Genomic DNA, 17201 nt, shown 5'->3' on the forward strand with positions numbered 1-17201 from the left:
TCAAGCCTCCTGCGGAAGCCTGGTTGACCTGTCGGCGAGCCAGCGGGGGGGGGGTTTCACGCAGGCCGCAAGGGCTCACGCAGGCCGCAAGAGCGCACGCATTCCGGGAGGGCTCACGCAGGCGGGTCACGCGTCGGCGTCGAGGCCCATCGTGTACGCGTGGGCGAAGAGCCGGCTCGCGGGCGGGGTGAGCATCGCGCGCACCGCGGTGCGCCGTGTCACGTCGAGCGCGCGGGGGAGTGCGCGCCCCAGGGCGGTGTTCACCGCCGCGAGTCGTCCCGCCGCCCGCGCCGAGGCCACCCGCCGGGCCTCCCATCGGCGAAGCTCGGCGTCCGGCGCCCGCCCGGTGCGCGTCCACTCGGCCAGCAGCGGGGCGAGCGTCGCGGCGTCGAGCAGCCCGAGGTTCATGCCCTGGCCGCCGATCGGGCTCACCTCGTGCGCGGCATCGCCGATGACGAACACCCGTCCGTTGCGCATCCGCGGCGCCACCGCACGACGCACCCCGAACGACGAGACCTCGGCGGGTTCGGCCTCCTCGCCGCGCCGGGTGAGGGCCGTCCGCATGCGCTCGACGCGCGCCGCCGGGTCGGCGTCGCCGCCCGGCGGGTCCCAGGTGACGAACCGGCGCCTCCCGCCCGGGAGCGGGAAGGACTCGAGCACCCCGGCTCGGTCGAGGTGCACCACGGCCACCTCGGCGTCGGCGCGGGCGCCGGTCTCGGCATCCGTCATCAGATAGCGGTCGCGGTACTCGCGCACGGCGATCGCGCCAGGCCGGTAGACGAGGTCGCGTCCGCCGGATCCGGATGCCACGACCACCAGTCCGCTCGTGCGCTCGACGGGGCGGCCCAGAACTCCCGCCCGCAGGTGCACGCCGTTGGGTCGGGAGAGGAGCGCGGTGACGTGCGCGCCGCGCAGCGGCTCGGGCGCGCCTTCTGCGAGCACGGCCTCGGTCGCCGCCTGCGGAAGGGTCGCCACGAACGGGAACCGCGTCGACAGCCGGTCGAACCGCACCGTGCCGAGCACCCGCCCGCCCGAGCGTGCCTCGCCCCGGCGCACCCGCACCGCGCCGTCGAGCAGTCGCTCCGTCACGCCGGAGTCTTCGAGGGCTGCCAGCACGGGGGCATGGACCCCGATCGCGCGCGATCCGTCGCCGGGCTCGGGCCGCCGCTCGAGCACGTCGACCTCGACGCCGCGGCGCGCGAGCTCGCCGGCGAGCAGCATGCCCACGGGGCCCGCGCCGACGATGGTGACCTCAGCCACGGCCGCGCCCGACTTCTGCCGGTTCGCGGGGCAGGTCGCGCCGCTTCCCACGCGCTGTGCCCGCAGGACCTGCCCCCCGAGCAGTGGCGCTGCGGGGTTCGCGATGTTCCGGGGGCGGTTCCCGCCGCATCCTGGGCGCCGTAGCAGCAGGACGCGTCCCCCGAGCACCGCGCCGACGATGGGGACGGATGCCGCGGCTCATGGCCCTGACCTCAGCCACGGCCGCGCCCGACGGCGAGCAGGCGGAAGGGTGCCGGCTTCTCGACCCGCCACTCATCCGACGCCCTCTCGGCGAGCGCGCCCGCCAGCTCGGCGCGTGTGAAACTGCGGCGGATCGAGCGCAGGCCGTCGGTCCGCAGGAAGGTACCCGGCGCCAACGGGGTGATGCCGGCGGTATAGAGCGCATAGGCGAGGCGGCTCCGCTCGATGTCGCCGTGCAGCACCAGACCCCGCGACAGCTGCAGGGACTCCGCCGCGAAGTCCGAGAGCTCCGGACCGAGGTGGTGCAGCACGTGATTGGACAGCACCACGTCGAACCGCGCGCCCTCGTCGAGGAGGGTCGCGGCATCCGCGCACCGGAACCTTACGGTCTCGGGCAGCTCGCGCTCCACGGCGACCTCGTGCGCGCGGGGATCGGGGTCGACTCCCGTCCACGTGACGTCGAGCCCGTCGCGGTCCGCGAGCGCGGAGAGGCGTGCGACGAGGTCGCCGCCGCCGGCGCCCAGATCGAGCACGTGCGCGGGTCGCCCGAGCGATGCCAGGTACGGCGCGAGGGTGGTGCGGTACACCGTCCCCCAGCCCGACACGAGCCGGTTCACCGTGCCGAAGCGGCGCAGCGTCGCCTTGAGCCGGCGGGCGTCGCACTCGGGGTCGTCCATGAGCTCGACGACGGCCAGATCGCGCACGGCGAGGCTCATCGCGTCACCGCCGCGGTCATGCGCGAACGGCCAGGACAGGGGCGGCCTCAGCCGCGGCCACCGTCCGACCCGCGGTCGTGCTTGCGCGTTTGGTCATGAGCGCCGACTCCACGGTGAGCCCGGGGCCGAACGCGAGGCCCGCCACCCGCGCGCCGTCGGCGAGCGTGTCATCGTGCAGCAGCTCGCGCAGGATGAACAGGATCGTCGCGCTCGACATGTTCCCGTAGTCGCGCAGCACTCCGCGCGACCGCTCGAGCGCGGCCGGGTCGAGCTCGAGCCCCGTCTCCACACGGTCGAGCACACTGCGTCCGCCAGGGTGGACCGCCCAGGCATCGGGGGCATCGTCCAGGCCTACGAAGCGGTCGACGGCGGCGCGGATCTCACGCCCGATGATGCGCGGCACCTCGGCGGAGAGCACCATCTCGAACCCGTGATCGCCGATGGTCCACACCATGTCGGTCTCTCCCTCGGCGGTCAGGGCGGTGCCGAAGCGGTCGAGGTCGAGACCGCCGGCGTCGCGTGCACCCTCCGAGCCGGTGACGATCGCGGCCGCGGCCCCGTCGGCGAAGACGGATGCCGCGACGATCTGCTGCGGGTCGGCCGACGCCCGGATGTGCAGCGAGCACAGCTCGACGCAGACGACCAGCACGACCGCGTCGGGCTGCGCGTCGGTGATGCGAGCCGCCAGCCGCAGTCCGGGCAGGGCGGCCGCGCAGCCGATGAAGCCGAGGTGATAGCGCTCGGTCGTGGTCGGCAGTCCGAGATCGCGCACCAGCCGGTAGTCGGGGCCGGGCGCGAAGAAGCCGGTGCACGAGACGGTGACCACGTGGGTGATGGCGGATGCCGCGAGCCCGGCATCCGTGAGGGCCTGCCGCGCCGCCTCGGCGCACAGTCCCGGTGCCATGCGGGTGTACAGGTCGTTGCGCGGTCCGGTCGTCGGCGCGAGCACGACCCGCTCCGCGTCGAGGAATGCCGGGGCGTCCGGCGCCGGCGGCAGACCGGCCAGCTCGGAAAGCACGGTGTGCCGGTGCTCGATCGCTGAGGCGTCGAACACGGCCTGGATGCGCCGCCGCGTGAGCCGGTCCACGCCCGGCTGCGCGGCGAAGAGCTCGCGCACGCCGTCCTGCGGAAGCCGGGTCGGCGGAACCGCGGTGCCGATGGAGACGATGCGGGCCGTCATGGAGCCACCCAATCACGCCCGGCCCCGTGGCGGCAGTGCTTGCGCGATATCCGCCGCCCGGGTAGAAGAACTTTCTTCTCAGGCGGGAGTCGAGTCGTCCGGCGCACCGGGCAGGTCGCGCATGCGCCAGAACGGGCCGATGACGACGAAGAGACAGGCGAGCAGCTCGCCGGCAGCCGCGATCCACAGCGTCGGCACGGTGCCGATCCAGGTGCCGAGGGCGCCGGCGATGAGCGCGCCGACCGGCATGACGCCCCACACGACGAAGCGGATGGAGGCGTTCATGCGGCCCAGGAGCCGCCGCGGAGTGATCCGCTGGCGGAAGGTGACCTGCGTGATGTTGTACAGCAGCACGGTGAAGCTCATCACGAAGGACTGGGCCACCAGCAGCGGAAAGGCTAGCGCCGGCACGAGCGAGATCGCGGGGAGGAAGAAGGGGACGACGCAGAACGCGATGGCACTCAGCGGGATGGCGCGCGCCTCGCCGATGCGGGCGACGATGCGCGGAGTCGCGATGGCCCCGATGAGCCCGCCGACCGCCGACAGCGAGAACACGATGCCGAGCATCACCGGGGTGAGGCCCAGTTCGCGGAGCACGAAGACCGGCAGGAGGGTCGTCGCGATGGTGCCGAAGAAATTGGCCATGCCGGTGGTGCCCACGATCCGCCTCAGCAGCGGGTTGCCGAACACCCACCGCAGTCCCTCGCCGATCTCGGTCAGCAGCGGCTGGTGGTCCTCGGGTGCGCGGCGGATCTCGTGATCCTTCGTGAACAGCAGCGCGATGAACGAGGCGACGTACGTGCACACGGTCAGCAAGATGGCGAGTGGAGCGGCGAGGGCGCCGACGAGCCATCCTCCGACGGCCGGGCCGGCCAGGCCCGCCAGCTGCTCGGTGGACTGCAGCTTGCCGTTGGCCTCGGCGATCTGATCGCTGCGCACGAGCGAGGGGATGATGCTCTGGTTCGAGACGTCGAAGAACACCGTCGCGACGCCCATCACGAGCGCGACGGCGATCATGTGCCAGATCTCGAGCATGCCGAGCACCGCGAGCAGGGGAAGGGCGGCCAGCGCCACTGCTCGGATGACATCGGCCCAGATCATGACATGGCGCTTGCGCATGCGGTCGATCCAGGCCCCGGCGGGCAGCCCCACGATCAGGAAGGCGGCGACCTGAGCGGCGCCGAGCAGCCCGACCTCCCACTCGGTCGCCTGCAGGGTCAGCACCGCCAGGACCGGCAGGGCGAGCTCGGTGATCTGCGCGCCGAACTGGCTGAGCGCCTGCCCGCTCCACATCGTGACGAAGTTGCGGTCGCGCCACAGCGACCCCTTCGGCGCCGTGGTCACCGGGGCGGGGGCCGCGGCATCCTGATCCGCCTCGACGGCGTCCTCGGCACTCGCACGCGAGTCCGGCGTCATGCTCTCGGCGCGCGCTTCAGCGAGCACGCCGGCCTCGACGTCGCCCGCCGTCGAGTCCTCTGATTGAGACATGTCAATCAGTCTGCGCGGCCGATTGAGAGTTGTCAATCAGTTGGCTAGGCTCAGGAACGTGGTCGAGCATCGCGAAGAGCGCGTGGAGCTTCGTCCGGGGGATCCCGAGGCCGAAGCGCGCATGAAGGCGCTGAGCTCTCCGCTGCGTCTGCGCGTGCTGCGTCTGTGCGCGTTCGAGGCGCGGACCAACAAAGAGCTGGCCGAGCTGCTCGAAGTGAACCCGGGCACGATGCTGCACCACGTGCGTACCCTGGTGTCGACCGGCTACCTCGCCGCCGAGCCGGAGCGCGCCGGGGCGCAGGGCGCCCGCGAGGTGCCGTATCGCGCGACCGGGCTCTCGTGGCGCACGTCGATGCCGGGCGGCAGCACCGTGCTCGTCGAGACCTTCCTGCAGCAGATCGAGGGCCTCACCGACGAGGAGCTCGACACCACCTGGCTCGGGCTCAAGCTCAACGCCGAGCACAAGGCCGAGCTCGAACAGCGGCTCTACGACCTCACCCAGGAGTTCAAGGAGCGCGGCCCCGACGCCGACGGCGAGACCTACTCGCTGTTCACGGCGTTCCATCCCGACCGCAATCCGCCCGCGGGCCGCTGACCGGCGCTTCTTGCGGCGGGCAGAACCATCGGCGGAATTCACGGCCGGACGGATGCCGCGGCCCGGCCGGCGCGCCTACGGTGAGGTCCATGAGCACAGCCACGGCCGACCTCTACGACGAGCGCGGCGACGACCTCGACTCGCTCGCACTGCAGCTGCAGGACATCGGCGGGCTCACGGCCTTCGACGGTCCGATCCGCACGGTGCGATGCCATCGCGACAACGCGCTGGTGAAGTCCGTGCTGGCCACACCGGGCGGCGGCGCCGTCCTCGTGGTCGACGGCGGCGGCTCGCTGGAATCCGCCCTCGTGGGCGACCTCATCGCCGCGTCGGCTGTCGCGAACGGGTGGGCGGGCGTCATCGTCAACGGCGCGGTCCGCGATCGCGAGGCGCTCGCCGGCCTGCCGCTCGGAGTCAAGGCCCTCGGCTCGAATCCGCGCAAGAGCGCGAAGGAGGGCGCCGGCGAGATCGACGTCGAGGTGCTGATCGCCGGTGTCCGGTTCGCGCCGGGCCGGCACGTATGGGCCGACGCCGACGGCGTGCTCGTCGAGCGCTGACCGAACTCGGCTCAGGAGGGGAGCCGGCGCCAGCCGTCCGGTCCCACCGAGCCGGCGCGATACTCGTCGAGCGGCACCGTGCCGTCGCGCCAGGCGGCGATGACCGGGGCGACGATGCGCCAGGACTGCTCGGCGGCGTCGCCGCGCACCGACAGCGCGGCATCGGCGTCGAGGATGCCGGAGAGCACCTCGCCGTACGCCTTGAGTGCACCCGGACCGAGGTCTGCCTCGAGGATCGCGCGTTCGAGCTCCCACGGGTCGTCGCCCCCGTTGACGTTGAGCTCGAGCTCCATGCGGTCGGGGCCGAGCGAGAAGCGCAGCACCGAACCCGGGGCATCGCCGGTCAGGCCTGTAGGCACGTGGTTGACCGGCCGGAAGGTCACGACGATCTCGCCGTTCTTGCCGGCGAGCGCCTTGCCCGAGCGCAGCGTGATGGGCACGCCCGTCCAGCGGTCGTTGCGCACTTCGCACGTCATCTCGGCGAGGGTCTCTGTCTCACGTGCCGAGTCGACGCCGGGCTCATCGGCGTAGGAGGGAAGCTTCCGCTCGCCCACGGTTCCCTCGGTGTAGCGCGCGCGGCGTGACGAGGCGACGGGATCGTCGCCCCAGACGTGCGTGGCGCGCAGCACCGCGCCGGTCGCGTCGCGGAGGTCGCGCTCGTTCAGCGAGGTAGGAGGTTCCATCGCGAGCACCGCGAGCACCTGCAGCAGGTGGCTCTGGATCATGTCGATCAGCGCGCCCGCCTTGTCGTAGTAGCCGGCGCGCGCCTCCAGGCCCAGGGTCTCGTCGTAGCGGATCACGACCGACTCGATGTGCTCGGCCGACCACACCGGCGCGAACACGCGATTCGCGAAGCGGACGCCCAGCACGTTGAGCAGAGTGGAGCGGCCGAGGAAGTGGTCGACACGGAACACCTGCTCCTCGGGCACCAGCCTCGCGACTGTCGCATTCAGCGCGCGGGCGCTCTCTTCGTCGACGCCGAACGGCTTTTCGAGCGCCAGCACGGTTCCCTCCGGGATGTCCACGCCCCCGAGAGCCACGCACGCCGCGGCGGCGACCGCGGGGGGCACCGCGAAGTACAGCGCGATGCGATCGCCGGGGTCGGCGAGCAGTCGCTCGAGGTCGGCCGCGGCGGTGATGTCGGCGCGCACGTAGGTGGTCTCGGCCACCCGCTCGAACGCGGTCTCCGAGCCGCTGGACGCGAACGCCGCGCGCACCGTCTCGCGCCAGCGGGCGTCGTCCCAGTCCTCCACGCCTGAACCGCGCAGGCGCACCCGCCGCTCCGGTTCCAGCGTGAGCAGCTGGCCGAGGGCAGGCAGCAGCAGCCGCGAGGCGAGGTCGCCGGTGGCGCCGAGGATGAGAAGCGTGGTCTCCGTGGCCATGCCGCCAAGCTACCCGGCCTTGCGGCGTGCGGGAGGGCTCTGGACAGGGGATTCGCCCAGGAGGATCGTGACTGTGGGGACACTCTCACCTTGGAGGCGGACATGTTCACACCCGACCGACCGTTCTCGAGCTTCGCCGTCCCGGATGTCGGCGAAGCGGCCACGTTCTACCGCGACACGCTCGGACTCGCTGTCACCGAGTACGAGGAGATGGGAGGTGGCTTCACCATCGCCTTGCCGGGCGGCGGCCACGTCTTCGTCTATCCCAAACCCGATCACCAGCCGGCCGTTTTCACGGTGCTGAACTTCGATGTGGATGACGTCGATGCAGCCGTCGACGACCTGAATTCGCGCGGGGTCGTGACGAAGATCTACACCGATCCGGATTACGGCACCGATGAGAAGGGCATCTCTCGCGGCTTCGAGGGAGGGCCCGACATCGCCTGGTTCCGCGACCCGGCCGGCAATGTCATCGCCGTGGGCCGCATGGACCCGCGGATGATGGGCGGCTGATCGACGCGCAGCTGAGACGGCGAACGGATGCCGCGACACGTGGTCGCGGCATCCGTTCCCGTTCGTCGGGCCGGCCCTCGGATCAGCGCGCGAGCGCCTCCGAGAGCTTGACGCGCCCACCCATGCGCAACAGCGAGTTCTCGTAGATGCGCGCCCCCACGAGGATCGCGCCCACGCACGTGGCGATGAGGATGACCAGCGACAGCAGCGGCTCCCACCACTGCGCCTGGCCGAGGAAGATGCGCATGGGCATGCCGACGGGGGCCGAGAACGGCACGTACGACATGACGCCCAGCACCAGCGGGTTGTCGTTGAAGAAGATCACCAGGAAGTACGGCGCCATGATGAGCAGCGTCAGCGGCGTCGTGGTCGAGCCGATGTCTTCCTGGCGCGACACCATCGCCGCGGCGGCCGCGAACAGCGACGCGAGCAGGATGAAGCCGAACAGGAAGAACACCGCGAACCAGGCGATCGGCGCCCCGAGGCCCTGCAGCAGAGCCGTCTGGTCGGTCACCGTGAGTCCGACCACGGCGACCGCCGCCAGCAGCAGGATCTGACCCATGGCGAGGATGGTGTTGCCGATCACCTTGCCCGCCAGGAGCGAGCGCACCGGGATCGCCGAGATCAGCAGCTCGACCACGCGGGTCTGCTTCTCTTCGACGACGCTCTGCGCGATGGTGCCGCCGAACATCGAGGCGGCGAAGAGGAACACGATGCCGAAGCCCAGCGCAGCGACGTAGCCGAGAGCGCCGTCGACCTCGTCGGGACTGAGCAGCTCGACCGGCGGCAGCTGCGCGAGCTGCAGCATCAGCTGCGTCGGGGCCTCCGAGTCGGCGAGGATCGTGAAGCCGGTCGGCGAGGAGGTGTCGCCGACGATCGCGGCATCGACGTCACCGCTCTCGACGAGCTGCTCGGCTGCGGCGCGGTCCGACGCGTCGGTGACGTCGAGGCCCTGGGCCTCGGAAACGTACTGCGAGGCGTCGGGGGTGACCGCCACCGGGGTGCCGCTCGAATTCGACGCCGCGAAGCCGCCCCAGATCACGGCCGCCAGGGCGCCCAGGATCAGGATCGCCGTCGAGATGACGAACGCCTTGCTGCGCAGCTTCGAGCCGATCTCGCGCTCGGCGACGAGCCAGATGCCCTGGGCGGCGCTCAGCCCGTGCGCGGGGGCCGCACTGCTCTTGACGGGGGTGCTCATTGGATGACCTCCTTGAAGATCTGGGCGAGGGTGGGATGCTGCGGCGCGAAGCTGGCGACATCGCCCTGGGCGACGGCGCGGCGCAGCACGCGCTGCGCGGTCTCGTCGGTGTCGGCGTCGAAGACGGCGTAGCCGCCGTCGAAGTCGAGCACCTCGACACCGGGCTCGGCGCGGAGCCAGCCGGCGTCGCCCGCGGAGACGAGCTCGAAACGGCGGGTCGAGTGCTGGGCGCGCAGGGTGTCGCGCGCGCCGGCCGCCCGGATCGTGCCGCCGGCGATGATGACGAGGTCGTCGCACAGGCGCTCGACGACGTCGAGCTGGTGCGACGAGAACAGCACGGCGGTCCCCGCAGCGGCGCGCTCCTGCAGCACACCGGCGACGACGTCGACCGCGAGCGGGTCCAGGCCCGAGAACGGCTCGTCGAGGATCAGCACCTGCGGGTCGTGCACGAGGGCCGCCGCGATCTGGGCGCGCTGCTGGTTGCCCAGCGACAGCGTCTCGACGTTGTCTTCGAGGCGCTCGCCGAGTCCGAGCTGCTGGAGCAGCGCGGTGGCGCGGTCCGCGGCATTCGTCTTCGAGAAGCCGTGCAGCCGCGCGAGGTACACGATGTGCTCGAGCACCTTCATCTTCGGGTACAGGCCGCGCTCCTCGGGCATGTAGCCGAAGCGCCGGCGATCGGATGCCGTCACCTCGGTGCCGTCGAGCGTCACAGCGCCGCCGTCCCGGGCGAGCACGCCCAGCACGATGCGCATGGTGGTGGTCTTGCCGGCGCCGTTTCCTCCGACGAAACCGGTCAGTCGTCCTGGCTTGACCTCGAACGACACGTCGTCGAGCACGCGGCGTCCGCCGTAGCTCTTGGTGATCCCGCTCAGCTGCAGCATCCTGTCTCCTTTCGCTCGATATCAGGCTAGGGAGATGCGGTTCGAAGGGCCTCCCCCTGGGGGTGGAGACCGATCCGATCCGCCGTGGGGAGGAGGGGATGACGCTGTCTTGCATGCTCAGGAATAGATCTCAGGTCCATGTGCTTGCATCGAACTGGAACGTCCACGGTGGTCCCCGCCGGGGACCGCACTGCGTTAAGGAGCACTACCACATGACCGATCGGACCATCGGCTACATCGTCGGCAGCATCTCGTCGACCTCGCTCAACCGTCGCCTGGCCAAGGCGCTGGAGCGTCTCGCACCCGAGGGCACGACCCTCGTCGAGATCCCGATCAAGGACCTGCCGTTCTACACCCCCGACTTCGACGGCGGCTTCCCCGAGGCGGCGCGCGACTTCAAGCAGGCGATCGACGATGTCGACGGCGTCGTCATCGTGACCCCCGAGTACAGCCGCTCGATCCCGGGCGTGCTGAAGAACGCCCTCGACTGGTCGGCCCGTCCGTACGGCCAGATGTCGTTCAACGGCAAGCCCACCGCCGTGATCGGCACGTCGCAGGGCGGGATCGCCACCGCCGCGGCCCAGCAGCACCTCAAGGCGATCCTCAGCCACTACAACGCCCCCACGCTCGGCCAGCCCGAGGGTTACGTGCAGGCGACGCCCGGACTCTTCTCCGAGACCGGCGAGGTCACCAACGACCAGACCGCCGACTTCCTCGTCGCCTACCTCCAGGCCTTCAACGCCCTGATCGACCGCTACGCGCACGTCCCCGTCGCCGCCTGACATCTCAGGCCTCTGACGATCGGATGCCCCGATCCGAGCCCATCTGCGGGCTGAGGGTCGGGGCATCCGTCGTTCGCGGGCGGTTCACCCGCTGATCCGCAGTCACTTCCTGCGGTCTTCGGTCGCCTCGTCCCGCATCTCCTGACTGCGGAACGAGAGGGCCCGATGCTCCGCAGTCAGGAAGCGCGGAGTTCGCGGGTTCGGACGCGCAGATTGTGACTGCGGAGCGGGTGAGGGCGCGGCGCGGAGAGGGTACGGCGCGGCGGCGCGGGGGACTCAGGCGAGGCCGTGGCGGTGGGCGTACACCACGGCGGCCACGCGGTCGCGAGCGCCGAGCTTCTGCAGCAGGTTCGAGACGTGCGTCTTCACCGTGGCCTCGCCGATGTACAGGCGCTGCGCGATCTCGGCGTTGCTCATCGCCTGCGCCACGAGCCGCAGCACCTCGGACTCGCGCTCGGTCAGCTCGACTCCGTGAGCCCCCATCGCCCGCAGCTCGCCCGTCACGGGCTTGCGGTCGGTGCCGCCGTCGGCGACCGGCGAGGGCCGGCTCTCGCTGCTCGACGCGAATCGCGCGATCACCCGCCGCGTCACCTCCGGAGCGAGCAGCGCGTCGCCGGCCGCGGCGACGCGCACGGCGGCGAGGAGCTCCTCGGGCCCGGCGTTCTTGAGCAGGAACCCGCTCGCCCCGGCCGCGAGGGCGTCGAAGAGGTAGTCGTCGCGGTCGAACGTCGTGACCACGACGACGGCGGGCGATCCGGCGCCGTCCGCGACGATGCGCCGGGTGGCCTCGAGGCCGTCCATGTCGGGCATCTGCACGTCCATGCACACCACGTCGGGACGGAGAGCGGATGCCGCGGCGACCGCTTCGACGCCGGTGGAGGCCTCGCCGACCACCGCGATGTCGCCCGCCGACTCGAGGATCATCCGGAAGCCGGCACGCATCACGGCGTGATCGTCGACGAGCAGCACGCGGATCGGCGCGCCGCTCACGAACGGGCTCCCTCACGCGCGCCCACGTCGGCCCCGGAAGGCACCGGCACCCGCAGGCGCACGAGGAACCCGCCGCGTGCCCGTGGGCCGGCGTCGAGCGTCCCGCCGGACGCGATGGCGCGCTCCCGCATGCCGACGAGTCCCAGGCCCGGTCGTGAGGCGACCACCGAGCGACCGGTGTTCGCGACCTCGAGCTCGATCGCGTCGTCCCCGTAGCGCAGGCGCACGTCGGCCGCGGCATCCGGCCCGCCGTGGCGGCGTGCATTCGTGAGCGACTCCTGGGCGACGCGGAAGACGTTGACCTGCACCAGCTCGGGCAGGTCGACGGGGTCGCCCACGATGGTGAGCGTCGTCGGAAGTCCGTTCTCATTGGCGTGCCGGACGAGGTCGGGCAGCCCGGAGAGGTGCACGGCCGAGCCGCCGTCGGCGTCGGCGGCGGGAGTGCGGAGGGTCTCGAGCAGCTGGCGCAGCTCATGCAGGGCCGAGCGAGCGGATGCCTCGACCCCGAGGAGCGTCGTGCGCGCGGCCTCGGGATCCCGTTCGAGCACGGCTCGGGCCGCGCCCGCCTGCACGCCCATCGCCGACACGTGGTGCGCGACGACGTCATGAAGCTCGCGCGCGATGCGCACCCGGTCGAGCGCGACGGCCTGAGCGGCGGTGACTTCGCGCTCGCGCTCGAGCTCGAGCGTGCGCTCCTCGAGGGCGGCGCGCGAGAGCGCCGCAGCGTGCGCCCGGTCGCCCATGTAGTACGCGCCGCCGAAGAAGGCCGCGTTCACCAGGAACTGAATGAGCATGAACGCGGCGAACGGCGAGAAGAACCCGGCCTGCGAGAGCCCGTCGTCGGTGGGATCGATGGCGGCCTGGAAGGTCGTCACCAGCAGCCACACGAACATGGCGACGATGACTCCCGCCCGCACGTACAGAGCGCGGCGGCGGTCGTCGACCCAGGCGCCCACGGTGTAGACCGCGATGAAGATGGCGATGTTGCTGACGTAGAGCTCGGGGATGCGCGAGGAGACCCCGACGAAGAAGACCAGGGCGATCGCCACCACGACGAGCTCGGGGAAGCGTCGGCGGACGGCGAGCGGCGCCGTGAGGCCGAACGCATAGAGGAGCGCCCACTGCATTCCCGGCGTGTCCTCGCCGTAGAACCCCGAGACGGCTCCGAGCGCCGCGCTCAGCACCGCGCCGACGAACAGTGCCGCCGCGAGCCACACGTCGTTGCGGAGATCGCGCGGCGTCGGCCGTGGGCGATGGTCGAGGCGCGCGGGTGTGAAGTCGGACATTCCTCCACGGTACGGAGGACAGGCGCCGGCGGCATCCGCCGCACGGGGGAGAGACCTCGAACTTGTTATTGACAAGCTTGCTTGTTATTTGCAACTATGGTGCCAACGTCATCCATCACCGCGAAGGAGCCAGGAAATGACCCACATCTTCGTCAACATCCCGACGAGCGACCTCGAGAAGGCGAAGGCGTTCTACACGTCTCTCGGGTGCGACATCAATCCGCTCTTCACCGACGAGAACGCCGCCTGCATCGTGTGGGACGAGAACGTGTACTTCATGGTGCTGACCAAGGAGTACTTCGCCACCTTCACCGACAAGCAGCTCGCCGATCCCAAGACGCACGCGCAGACTCTCATCGCCCTCAGCCGCGAGTCCCGCGACGACGTCGACGCGATCATCGCGGCCGGCGTCGCCAACGGCGGCACCGAACCGACCGAGCCCAAGGACTACGGGTTCATGTACAGCCGCGACCTTGAGGACCCCGACGGCAACGGCATCGAGTTCGTCTTCATGGAGGCGCAGGCCGCCGAGCAGGGGCCCGACGTCTACATGGCGGAGCAGGCTCAGGCGTAAGTGGCCTCGCGCAGCTACGGGCAGTACTGCGGTGTCACGACGGCCGTCGAGCTGATCGGCGAGCGGTGGGCGATGCTCATCGTCCGCGATCTGCTCGTCGGCCCTCGCCGCTACACCGACCTCAAGCAGGGGCTGCCCAAGATCCCCACGAACATCCTCTCCACGCGGCTCAAGGAGCTGCAGGAGGGCGGTGTCGTGCGCCGTGTGCCGCTCATGAACTGCGGGCTCGTGTACGAGCTCACCGACTACGGCCGGCAGCTCGAGCCGGTCGTGCTGGCGCTCGGCCGATGGGGGTTCCAGCAGATGGGCGACCCACAGCCCGAGGACGTCGTCACGGCGGACTCGCTGACGATGGCGCTGCGCACGGCGTTCCGGGCGGAGGCGGCGACATCGCTGCCCGCAGCCGACTACGAGCTGCACGTGGCCGACGTCGCCCTCCGGGTGCAGGTCGACGGCGCCGGCCTGCGGGTCACGCAGCTGGCGCCTCCGGCCCCGCCTGTCGGAGGGAGAGTCCCCGATGGGGAGCCGGATCTCGTCTTCGCGGCCGGCCCGGGCATCCGCCGCGTCATCTCGGGTGAGCTGACACCCGCGCAGGCGATCGATGAGGATGTGCTCGCCGTGGTCTCGGGCGACGCCACCCTCCTCGAGCGCTTCGCCCAGACATTCCACATCGACCCGGGGGTCGTGCTCGCCGCGTGATCCCATCGACGGATGCCGCGGCATCCGTCCGACGAAAGGAGCCGGCGATGGCCGGACGCATCACGATCGACCTGTTCGTCTCCCTCGACGGCGTCGCGCAGGCGCCGGGAGCCCCCGACGAGGACCCCTCGAGCGGTTTCCCGTACGGGGGCTGGCAGGCTCCTGTCGCCGGTGAGACCGACGGCCGCCAGATCGGCACGGGCATCGACGCCATGGATGCCCTCGTTCTCGGCCGCAAGACTTATGACATCTTCGCGGGGTACTGGCCGAAGCACACCGAGGGCGATGCCGAGGGCAGAATCGGGCGCAAGTTCGACGCGATCCCGAAGTACGTCGCGTCGCGGAATCGCCTCGAGCCGGCATGGCAGGGCACCACCCAGCTCGGCACGGACGCGGTCGCCGCGGTCGCCGAGCTGCGCGAGCGCCACGACGACATCCACGTCATCGGCAGCGTCGACTTCGTGCAGTCGCTCCTGGCGGCGAATGCCTTCGACGAGCTCCTGCTGTGGGTGTATCCCGTGGTCATCGGCCAGGGCAAGAAGGTGTTCCCCGACGGTGCGGCGCCGGCGACCCTCGAACTCCTCGCGCCGCCGGTCGTCTCGGAGAAGGGCGCGGTGCTCCTTCGCTACGGCCCGGCCGGACCGCTGCGCACCGGCGACATGTCGGAGCCCGAGGGCGCCGCCTGAACCGCGTGTGAGCACGGATGCCGCGCACTCGCGCGCTACGGTTCGACCGTGAGCGAGGCATCCGCGCGGGACAGCAAGCGCCGTCGCGACGTGCCGGTCGGCGTGATCATGGTCGGCATGGCGGCGATCGCATGGTGGCCGGCGTTCACGCTCGGCGCGTGGGAGGAGATCTTCTTCGACGACATCCTCGCGGTGTGGGCCGCCTCGACGGCAGCCTTCGTCTTCGTGCTGGTCGAGCGTCGCCCCGTGGGCGGGCGCCTGCTGCGGGCGTTCCTGCTGCTGCTGCCGTCGCTCTGGCTTCTGCTGAACTTCATCGTGGCCGACGACACCGAGGATCTCGGCGTCTTCGTCGTCGATCTGCTCGCCATCGCAGCCGTTCTCGTCGGCATCCCCTTCACCCTCTGGGTGCTGGTGCGGATCGTCTGGCCCGACTTCTCGAACGACATGCCGCGGCGCACCAAGTGGCTCATCGCGCTCGTCGTGCTCGGCGTCGCCGTGGCGTCGTTCGTGCTGGGCCTGAACCAGGCGCACTTCCTCACGTGCGAGGACTTCGCGATCAGCGGCAACTCCGAACCCCCGGGGTGCACGCCGCTCGCACCCGACGAGGGCTGAGTCTCAGAAGATCATCGGGCGGTCGTCGTCGTCCGGACCGGTGAGGTCCAGGTCGACGACGACGGGAACGTGATCGCTGGGAGCCTCACCCTTGCGCTCGTTCCGGTGGATCTCGGCGCCCGTCACGGCATTCGCGAACGCATCCGAGCCGAGCACGAAGTCGATCCGCATGCCCTGATTTCGGGGGAAGCGCAGCTGCTTGTAGTCCCAGTACGTGTAGCCGGTCGGTACGAGCGGGCGGACGACGTCGTGAAGACCCGCCGCCTCCAGCGCGGCGAACGCCTCGCGCTCGGGCGGCGAGACGTGGGTCGAGAAGCCCTGGACGACCTCGGGGACGCCGTTGTCGGCATCCGTCGGAGCGATGTTGAAGTCTCCGACCAGCGCGAGAGCGAGATCGGGGTTCGCGGCGAGCGCGCTCGAGGCGTACTCCTTCAGCGCCGACAGCCACTCCAGCTTGTAGAAGTAGTGCGGGTCGCCGAGCGAACGCCCGTTGGGGACGTAGAGGCTCCAGACCTCGACGCCGCCGACGGTCGCCCCGAGCGCCCGGGCCTCGAGCGGGGCGTCGAGCGCCTGCCCTGAGCCTGTCGAAGGGTCGCCCTTCTCGAAGCCGGGCATCCCGGGGAAGGCGGTGCGCACATCGGTCACCGGCTCACGGCTGGCGATCGCGACGCCGTTCCACTGCGAGAACCCGTGAGCCTCGACGTGGAAGCCGGCGTCCTCGAAGCGGTCGAACGGGAACTGCTCGACCTTGCACTTGATCTCCTGCATCGCGAGCACATCGATGTGCTCACGCACCGCGAAGTCGACGATGCGGTCGACCCGGGCGCGGATGGAGTTGACGTTCCACGTGGCCAGGCGCATTCCTCCAGCCTACGGCGGGGCGCGGACGTGGTCGGCATGCCGCCGTCTTCAGACTTCGCAGGATGACGCGAGATTCGCAGCATCCGCCGCAAACCCTGCGATCTTCGTGCGCTTCTGCGAAGCCTGTGACGACGCGCGCGGCTCTCTAGACTCGGGGGCATGACCGTCGCCTCCACGCCCGCGCTCGAAGCCGATCGCCAGTACCTCATCGCGCTCATCCAGGACGAGGCGGTGTTCCACGGCGACTTCACGCTCTCGAGCGGCAAGAAGGCCACGTACTACGTGGACATGCGCAAGCTCACCCTCGACCACCGGGCGGCGCCCTCGATCGGGCGGATCATGCTCGACCTCATCAGCGAGGTCGACGGCATCGTCGCTGTCGGCGGTCTCACCCTCGGAGCCGACCCGATCGCGAACGCCGTGATGCACGAGTCCGCGCGCACGCACACCCCGCTCGACGCGTTCGTCGTCCGCAAGGAGCCGAAGGACCACGGCCGCGGGCGTCAGGTCGAGGGGGCGGATGTCGCGGGCAAGCGCGTCGTCGTGCTCGAAGACACCTCGACCACCGGTCAGTCCGCCCTCAAGGCGGTCGAGGCGTTGCGGCGCGAGGGGGCCGAGCCCGTCGCGGTCGCCGTCATCGTCGATCGCAGGACCGGCGCGCAGGCCGCGGTCGAAGCCGAGGGTCTTCAGTGGCTCGCCGCGATCGATCTCGACGACCTCGCCCTCGAACCCCAATAGCG

19 protein-coding genes are annotated in these 17201 nt (G+C 70.8%); 9 read left to right on the forward strand and 10 right to left on the reverse strand.

From position 1 onward, the window contains the following. Nucleotides 1-126: 126 nt before the first annotated feature. From WYM_RS08210 to WYM_RS08225, 4 genes are all read right to left on the reverse strand, one after another. The gene (locus WYM_RS08210) at nt 127-1260 is read right to left on the reverse strand and encodes an FAD-dependent oxidoreductase (protein ID WP_026059668.1); all 1134 of its coding nucleotides are present in this window, start codon (nt 1258-1260) and stop codon (nt 127-129) included. Nucleotides 1261-1472: 212 nt separating this feature from the next. Beyond that, a complete protein-coding gene (locus WYM_RS08215) occupies nt 1473-2177 on the reverse strand; it encodes a methyltransferase domain-containing protein (protein WP_019180351.1) in 705 nt (234 codons plus the stop codon). A 16-nt stretch (nt 2178-2193) separates the two neighbouring features. Then, nucleotides 2194-3357: a type III polyketide synthase gene (locus WYM_RS08220; protein WP_019180352.1), complete on the reverse strand. Its 1164-nt coding sequence runs from the start codon at nt 3355-3357 to the stop codon at nt 2194-2196. Nucleotides 3358-3435: 78 nt separating this feature from the next. After that, nucleotides 3436-4845: an MFS transporter gene (locus WYM_RS08225; protein ID WP_019180353.1), complete on the reverse strand. Its 1410-nt coding sequence runs from the start codon at nt 4843-4845 to the stop codon at nt 3436-3438. Nucleotides 4846-4903: 58 nt separating this feature from the next. On the opposite strand from WYM_RS08225, the gene WYM_RS08230 reads away from it, so the two are divergent. Both WYM_RS08230 and rraA read left to right on the forward strand, forming a co-directional pair. Then, nucleotides 4904-5440, forward strand: a complete 537-nt coding sequence (locus WYM_RS08230; RefSeq protein ID WP_019180354.1) for a winged helix-turn-helix domain-containing protein — start codon at nt 4904-4906, stop codon at nt 5438-5440. A gap of 89 nt (nt 5441-5529) precedes the next feature. Beyond that, the gene (gene rraA / locus WYM_RS08235; protein WP_019180355.1) at nt 5530-5997 is read left to right on the forward strand and encodes a ribonuclease E activity regulator RraA; all 468 of its coding nucleotides are present in this window, start codon (nt 5530-5532) and stop codon (nt 5995-5997) included. Between the two features lie 11 nt (nt 5998-6008). Here rraA and WYM_RS08240 read toward each other — a convergent pair whose 3' ends face one another. Continuing rightward, nucleotides 6009-7379, reverse strand: a complete 1371-nt coding sequence (locus tag WYM_RS08240) for a glucose-6-phosphate dehydrogenase (protein ID WP_019180356.1) — start codon at nt 7377-7379, stop codon at nt 6009-6011. A gap of 102 nt (nt 7380-7481) precedes the next feature. Between WYM_RS08240 and WYM_RS08245 the strand changes: the two genes are divergently transcribed. Further along, a complete protein-coding gene (locus WYM_RS08245; RefSeq protein WP_019180357.1) occupies nt 7482-7892 on the forward strand; it encodes a VOC family protein in 411 nt (136 codons plus the stop codon). An 82-nt stretch (nt 7893-7974) separates the two neighbouring features. Here WYM_RS08245 and WYM_RS08250 read toward each other — a convergent pair whose 3' ends face one another. Both WYM_RS08250 and WYM_RS08255 read right to left on the reverse strand, forming a co-directional pair. Further along, nucleotides 7975-9090, reverse strand: a complete 1116-nt coding sequence (locus tag WYM_RS08250; RefSeq protein ID WP_019180358.1) for an ABC transporter permease — start codon at nt 9088-9090, stop codon at nt 7975-7977. Next, on the reverse strand, nt 9087-9971 hold the full coding sequence (locus WYM_RS08255) for an ABC transporter ATP-binding protein (RefSeq protein ID WP_019180359.1): 885 nt from the start codon (nt 9969-9971) through the stop codon (nt 9087-9089). Before WYM_RS08255 ends, WYM_RS08250 begins: the two co-directional genes overlap by 4 nt. 212 nt (nt 9972-10183) lie before the next feature. Here WYM_RS08255 and WYM_RS08260 point away from each other — a divergent pair, with 212 nt between their 5' ends. Beyond that, nucleotides 10184-10753 (forward strand): NADPH-dependent FMN reductase, encoded by a 570-nt coding sequence (locus tag WYM_RS08260; RefSeq protein ID WP_019180360.1) that lies wholly within the window; start codon nt 10184-10186, stop codon nt 10751-10753. Nucleotides 10754-11029: 276 nt separating this feature from the next. On the opposite strand, the gene WYM_RS08265 is transcribed toward WYM_RS08260, so the two are convergent. Both WYM_RS08265 and WYM_RS08270 read right to left on the reverse strand, forming a co-directional pair. Continuing rightward, entirely contained in the window at nt 11030-11695 is a 666-nt protein-coding gene (locus WYM_RS08265; protein WP_051008101.1) for a response regulator transcription factor, read from the reverse strand. A 44-nt stretch (nt 11696-11739) separates the two neighbouring features. Continuing rightward, nucleotides 11740-13029: a histidine kinase gene (locus WYM_RS08270; protein ID WP_019180362.1), complete on the reverse strand. Its 1290-nt coding sequence runs from the start codon at nt 13027-13029 to the stop codon at nt 11740-11742. A gap of 136 nt (nt 13030-13165) precedes the next feature. Between WYM_RS08270 and WYM_RS08275 the strand changes: the two genes are divergently transcribed. From WYM_RS08275 to WYM_RS08290, 4 genes are read left to right on the forward strand one after another with little or no spacing between them, the layout of a single operon-like run. Next, entirely contained in the window at nt 13166-13603 is a 438-nt protein-coding gene (locus tag WYM_RS08275) for a VOC family protein (protein WP_019180363.1), read from the forward strand. Next, the gene (locus tag WYM_RS08280) at nt 13604-14302 is read left to right on the forward strand and encodes a winged helix-turn-helix transcriptional regulator (RefSeq protein ID WP_019180364.1); all 699 of its coding nucleotides are present in this window, start codon (nt 13604-13606) and stop codon (nt 14300-14302) included. Between the two features lie 47 nt (nt 14303-14349). Further along, nucleotides 14350-14988, forward strand: a complete 639-nt coding sequence (locus WYM_RS08285) for a dihydrofolate reductase family protein (RefSeq protein WP_019180365.1) — start codon at nt 14350-14352, stop codon at nt 14986-14988. Between the two features lie 48 nt (nt 14989-15036). Then, nucleotides 15037-15600, forward strand: coding sequence for a hypothetical protein (locus WYM_RS08290; RefSeq protein ID WP_019180366.1), 564 nt, complete (start codon nt 15037-15039; stop codon nt 15598-15600). A 3-nt stretch (nt 15601-15603) separates the two neighbouring features. On the opposite strand, the gene WYM_RS08295 is transcribed toward WYM_RS08290, so the two are convergent. Beyond that, the gene (locus WYM_RS08295) at nt 15604-16461 is read right to left on the reverse strand and encodes an exodeoxyribonuclease III (protein WP_019180367.1); all 858 of its coding nucleotides are present in this window, start codon (nt 16459-16461) and stop codon (nt 15604-15606) included. Nucleotides 16462-16620: 159 nt separating this feature from the next. Here WYM_RS08295 and pyrE point away from each other — a divergent pair, with 159 nt between their 5' ends. After that, entirely contained in the window at nt 16621-17199 is a 579-nt protein-coding gene (gene pyrE / locus WYM_RS08300) for an orotate phosphoribosyltransferase (RefSeq protein WP_019180368.1), read from the forward strand. Nucleotides 17200-17201 lie beyond the last annotated feature (2 nt).

Origin of the sequence: Microbacterium yannicii PS01 (genome assembly GCF_000304335.1) — a bacterium.
Classification (GTDB): Bacteria; Actinomycetota; Actinomycetes; order Actinomycetales; family Microbacteriaceae; genus Microbacterium; species Microbacterium yannicii_A.

Excerpts from the sequence above, each read along its gene's own strand:
- WYM_RS08225 (WP_019180353.1), bottom strand. The coding sequence starts at position 4,845 with ATGTCTCAATCAGAGGACTCGACGGCGGGCGACGTCGAGGCCGGCGTG.
- pyrE (WP_019180368.1), top strand. The coding sequence starts at position 16,621 with ATGACCGTCGCCTCCACGCCCGCGCTCGAAGCCGATCGCCAGTACCTC.
- rraA (WP_019180355.1), top strand. The coding sequence starts at position 5,530 with ATGAGCACAGCCACGGCCGACCTCTACGACGAGCGCGGCGACGACCTC.
- WYM_RS08245 (WP_019180357.1), top strand. The coding sequence starts at position 7,482 with ATGTTCACACCCGACCGACCGTTCTCGAGCTTCGCCGTCCCGGATGTC.
- WYM_RS08215 (WP_019180351.1), bottom strand. The coding sequence starts at position 2,177 with ATGAGCCTCGCCGTGCGCGATCTGGCCGTCGTCGAGCTCATGGACGAC.
- WYM_RS08265 (WP_051008101.1), bottom strand. The coding sequence starts at position 11,695 with ATGCGTGCCGGCTTCCGGATGATCCTCGAGTCGGCGGGCGACATCGCG.
- WYM_RS08255 (WP_019180359.1), bottom strand. The coding sequence starts at position 9,971 with ATGCTGCAGCTGAGCGGGATCACCAAGAGCTACGGCGGACGCCGCGTG.
- WYM_RS08240 (WP_019180356.1), bottom strand. The coding sequence starts at position 7,379 with ATGGCCACGGAGACCACGCTTCTCATCCTCGGCGCCACCGGCGACCTC.
- WYM_RS08295 (WP_019180367.1), bottom strand. The coding sequence starts at position 16,461 with ATGCGCCTGGCCACGTGGAACGTCAACTCCATCCGCGCCCGGGTCGAC.
- WYM_RS08220 (WP_019180352.1), bottom strand. The coding sequence starts at position 3,357 with ATGACGGCCCGCATCGTCTCCATCGGCACCGCGGTTCCGCCGACCCGG.
- WYM_RS08275 (WP_019180363.1), top strand. The coding sequence starts at position 13,166 with ATGACCCACATCTTCGTCAACATCCCGACGAGCGACCTCGAGAAGGCG.
- WYM_RS08285 (WP_019180365.1), top strand. The coding sequence starts at position 14,350 with ATGGCCGGACGCATCACGATCGACCTGTTCGTCTCCCTCGACGGCGTC.
- WYM_RS08270 (WP_019180362.1), bottom strand. The coding sequence starts at position 13,029 with ATGTCCGACTTCACACCCGCGCGCCTCGACCATCGCCCACGGCCGACG.
- WYM_RS08250 (WP_019180358.1), bottom strand. The coding sequence starts at position 9,090 with ATGAGCACCCCCGTCAAGAGCAGTGCGGCCCCCGCGCACGGGCTGAGC.
- WYM_RS08260 (WP_019180360.1), top strand. The coding sequence starts at position 10,184 with ATGACCGATCGGACCATCGGCTACATCGTCGGCAGCATCTCGTCGACC.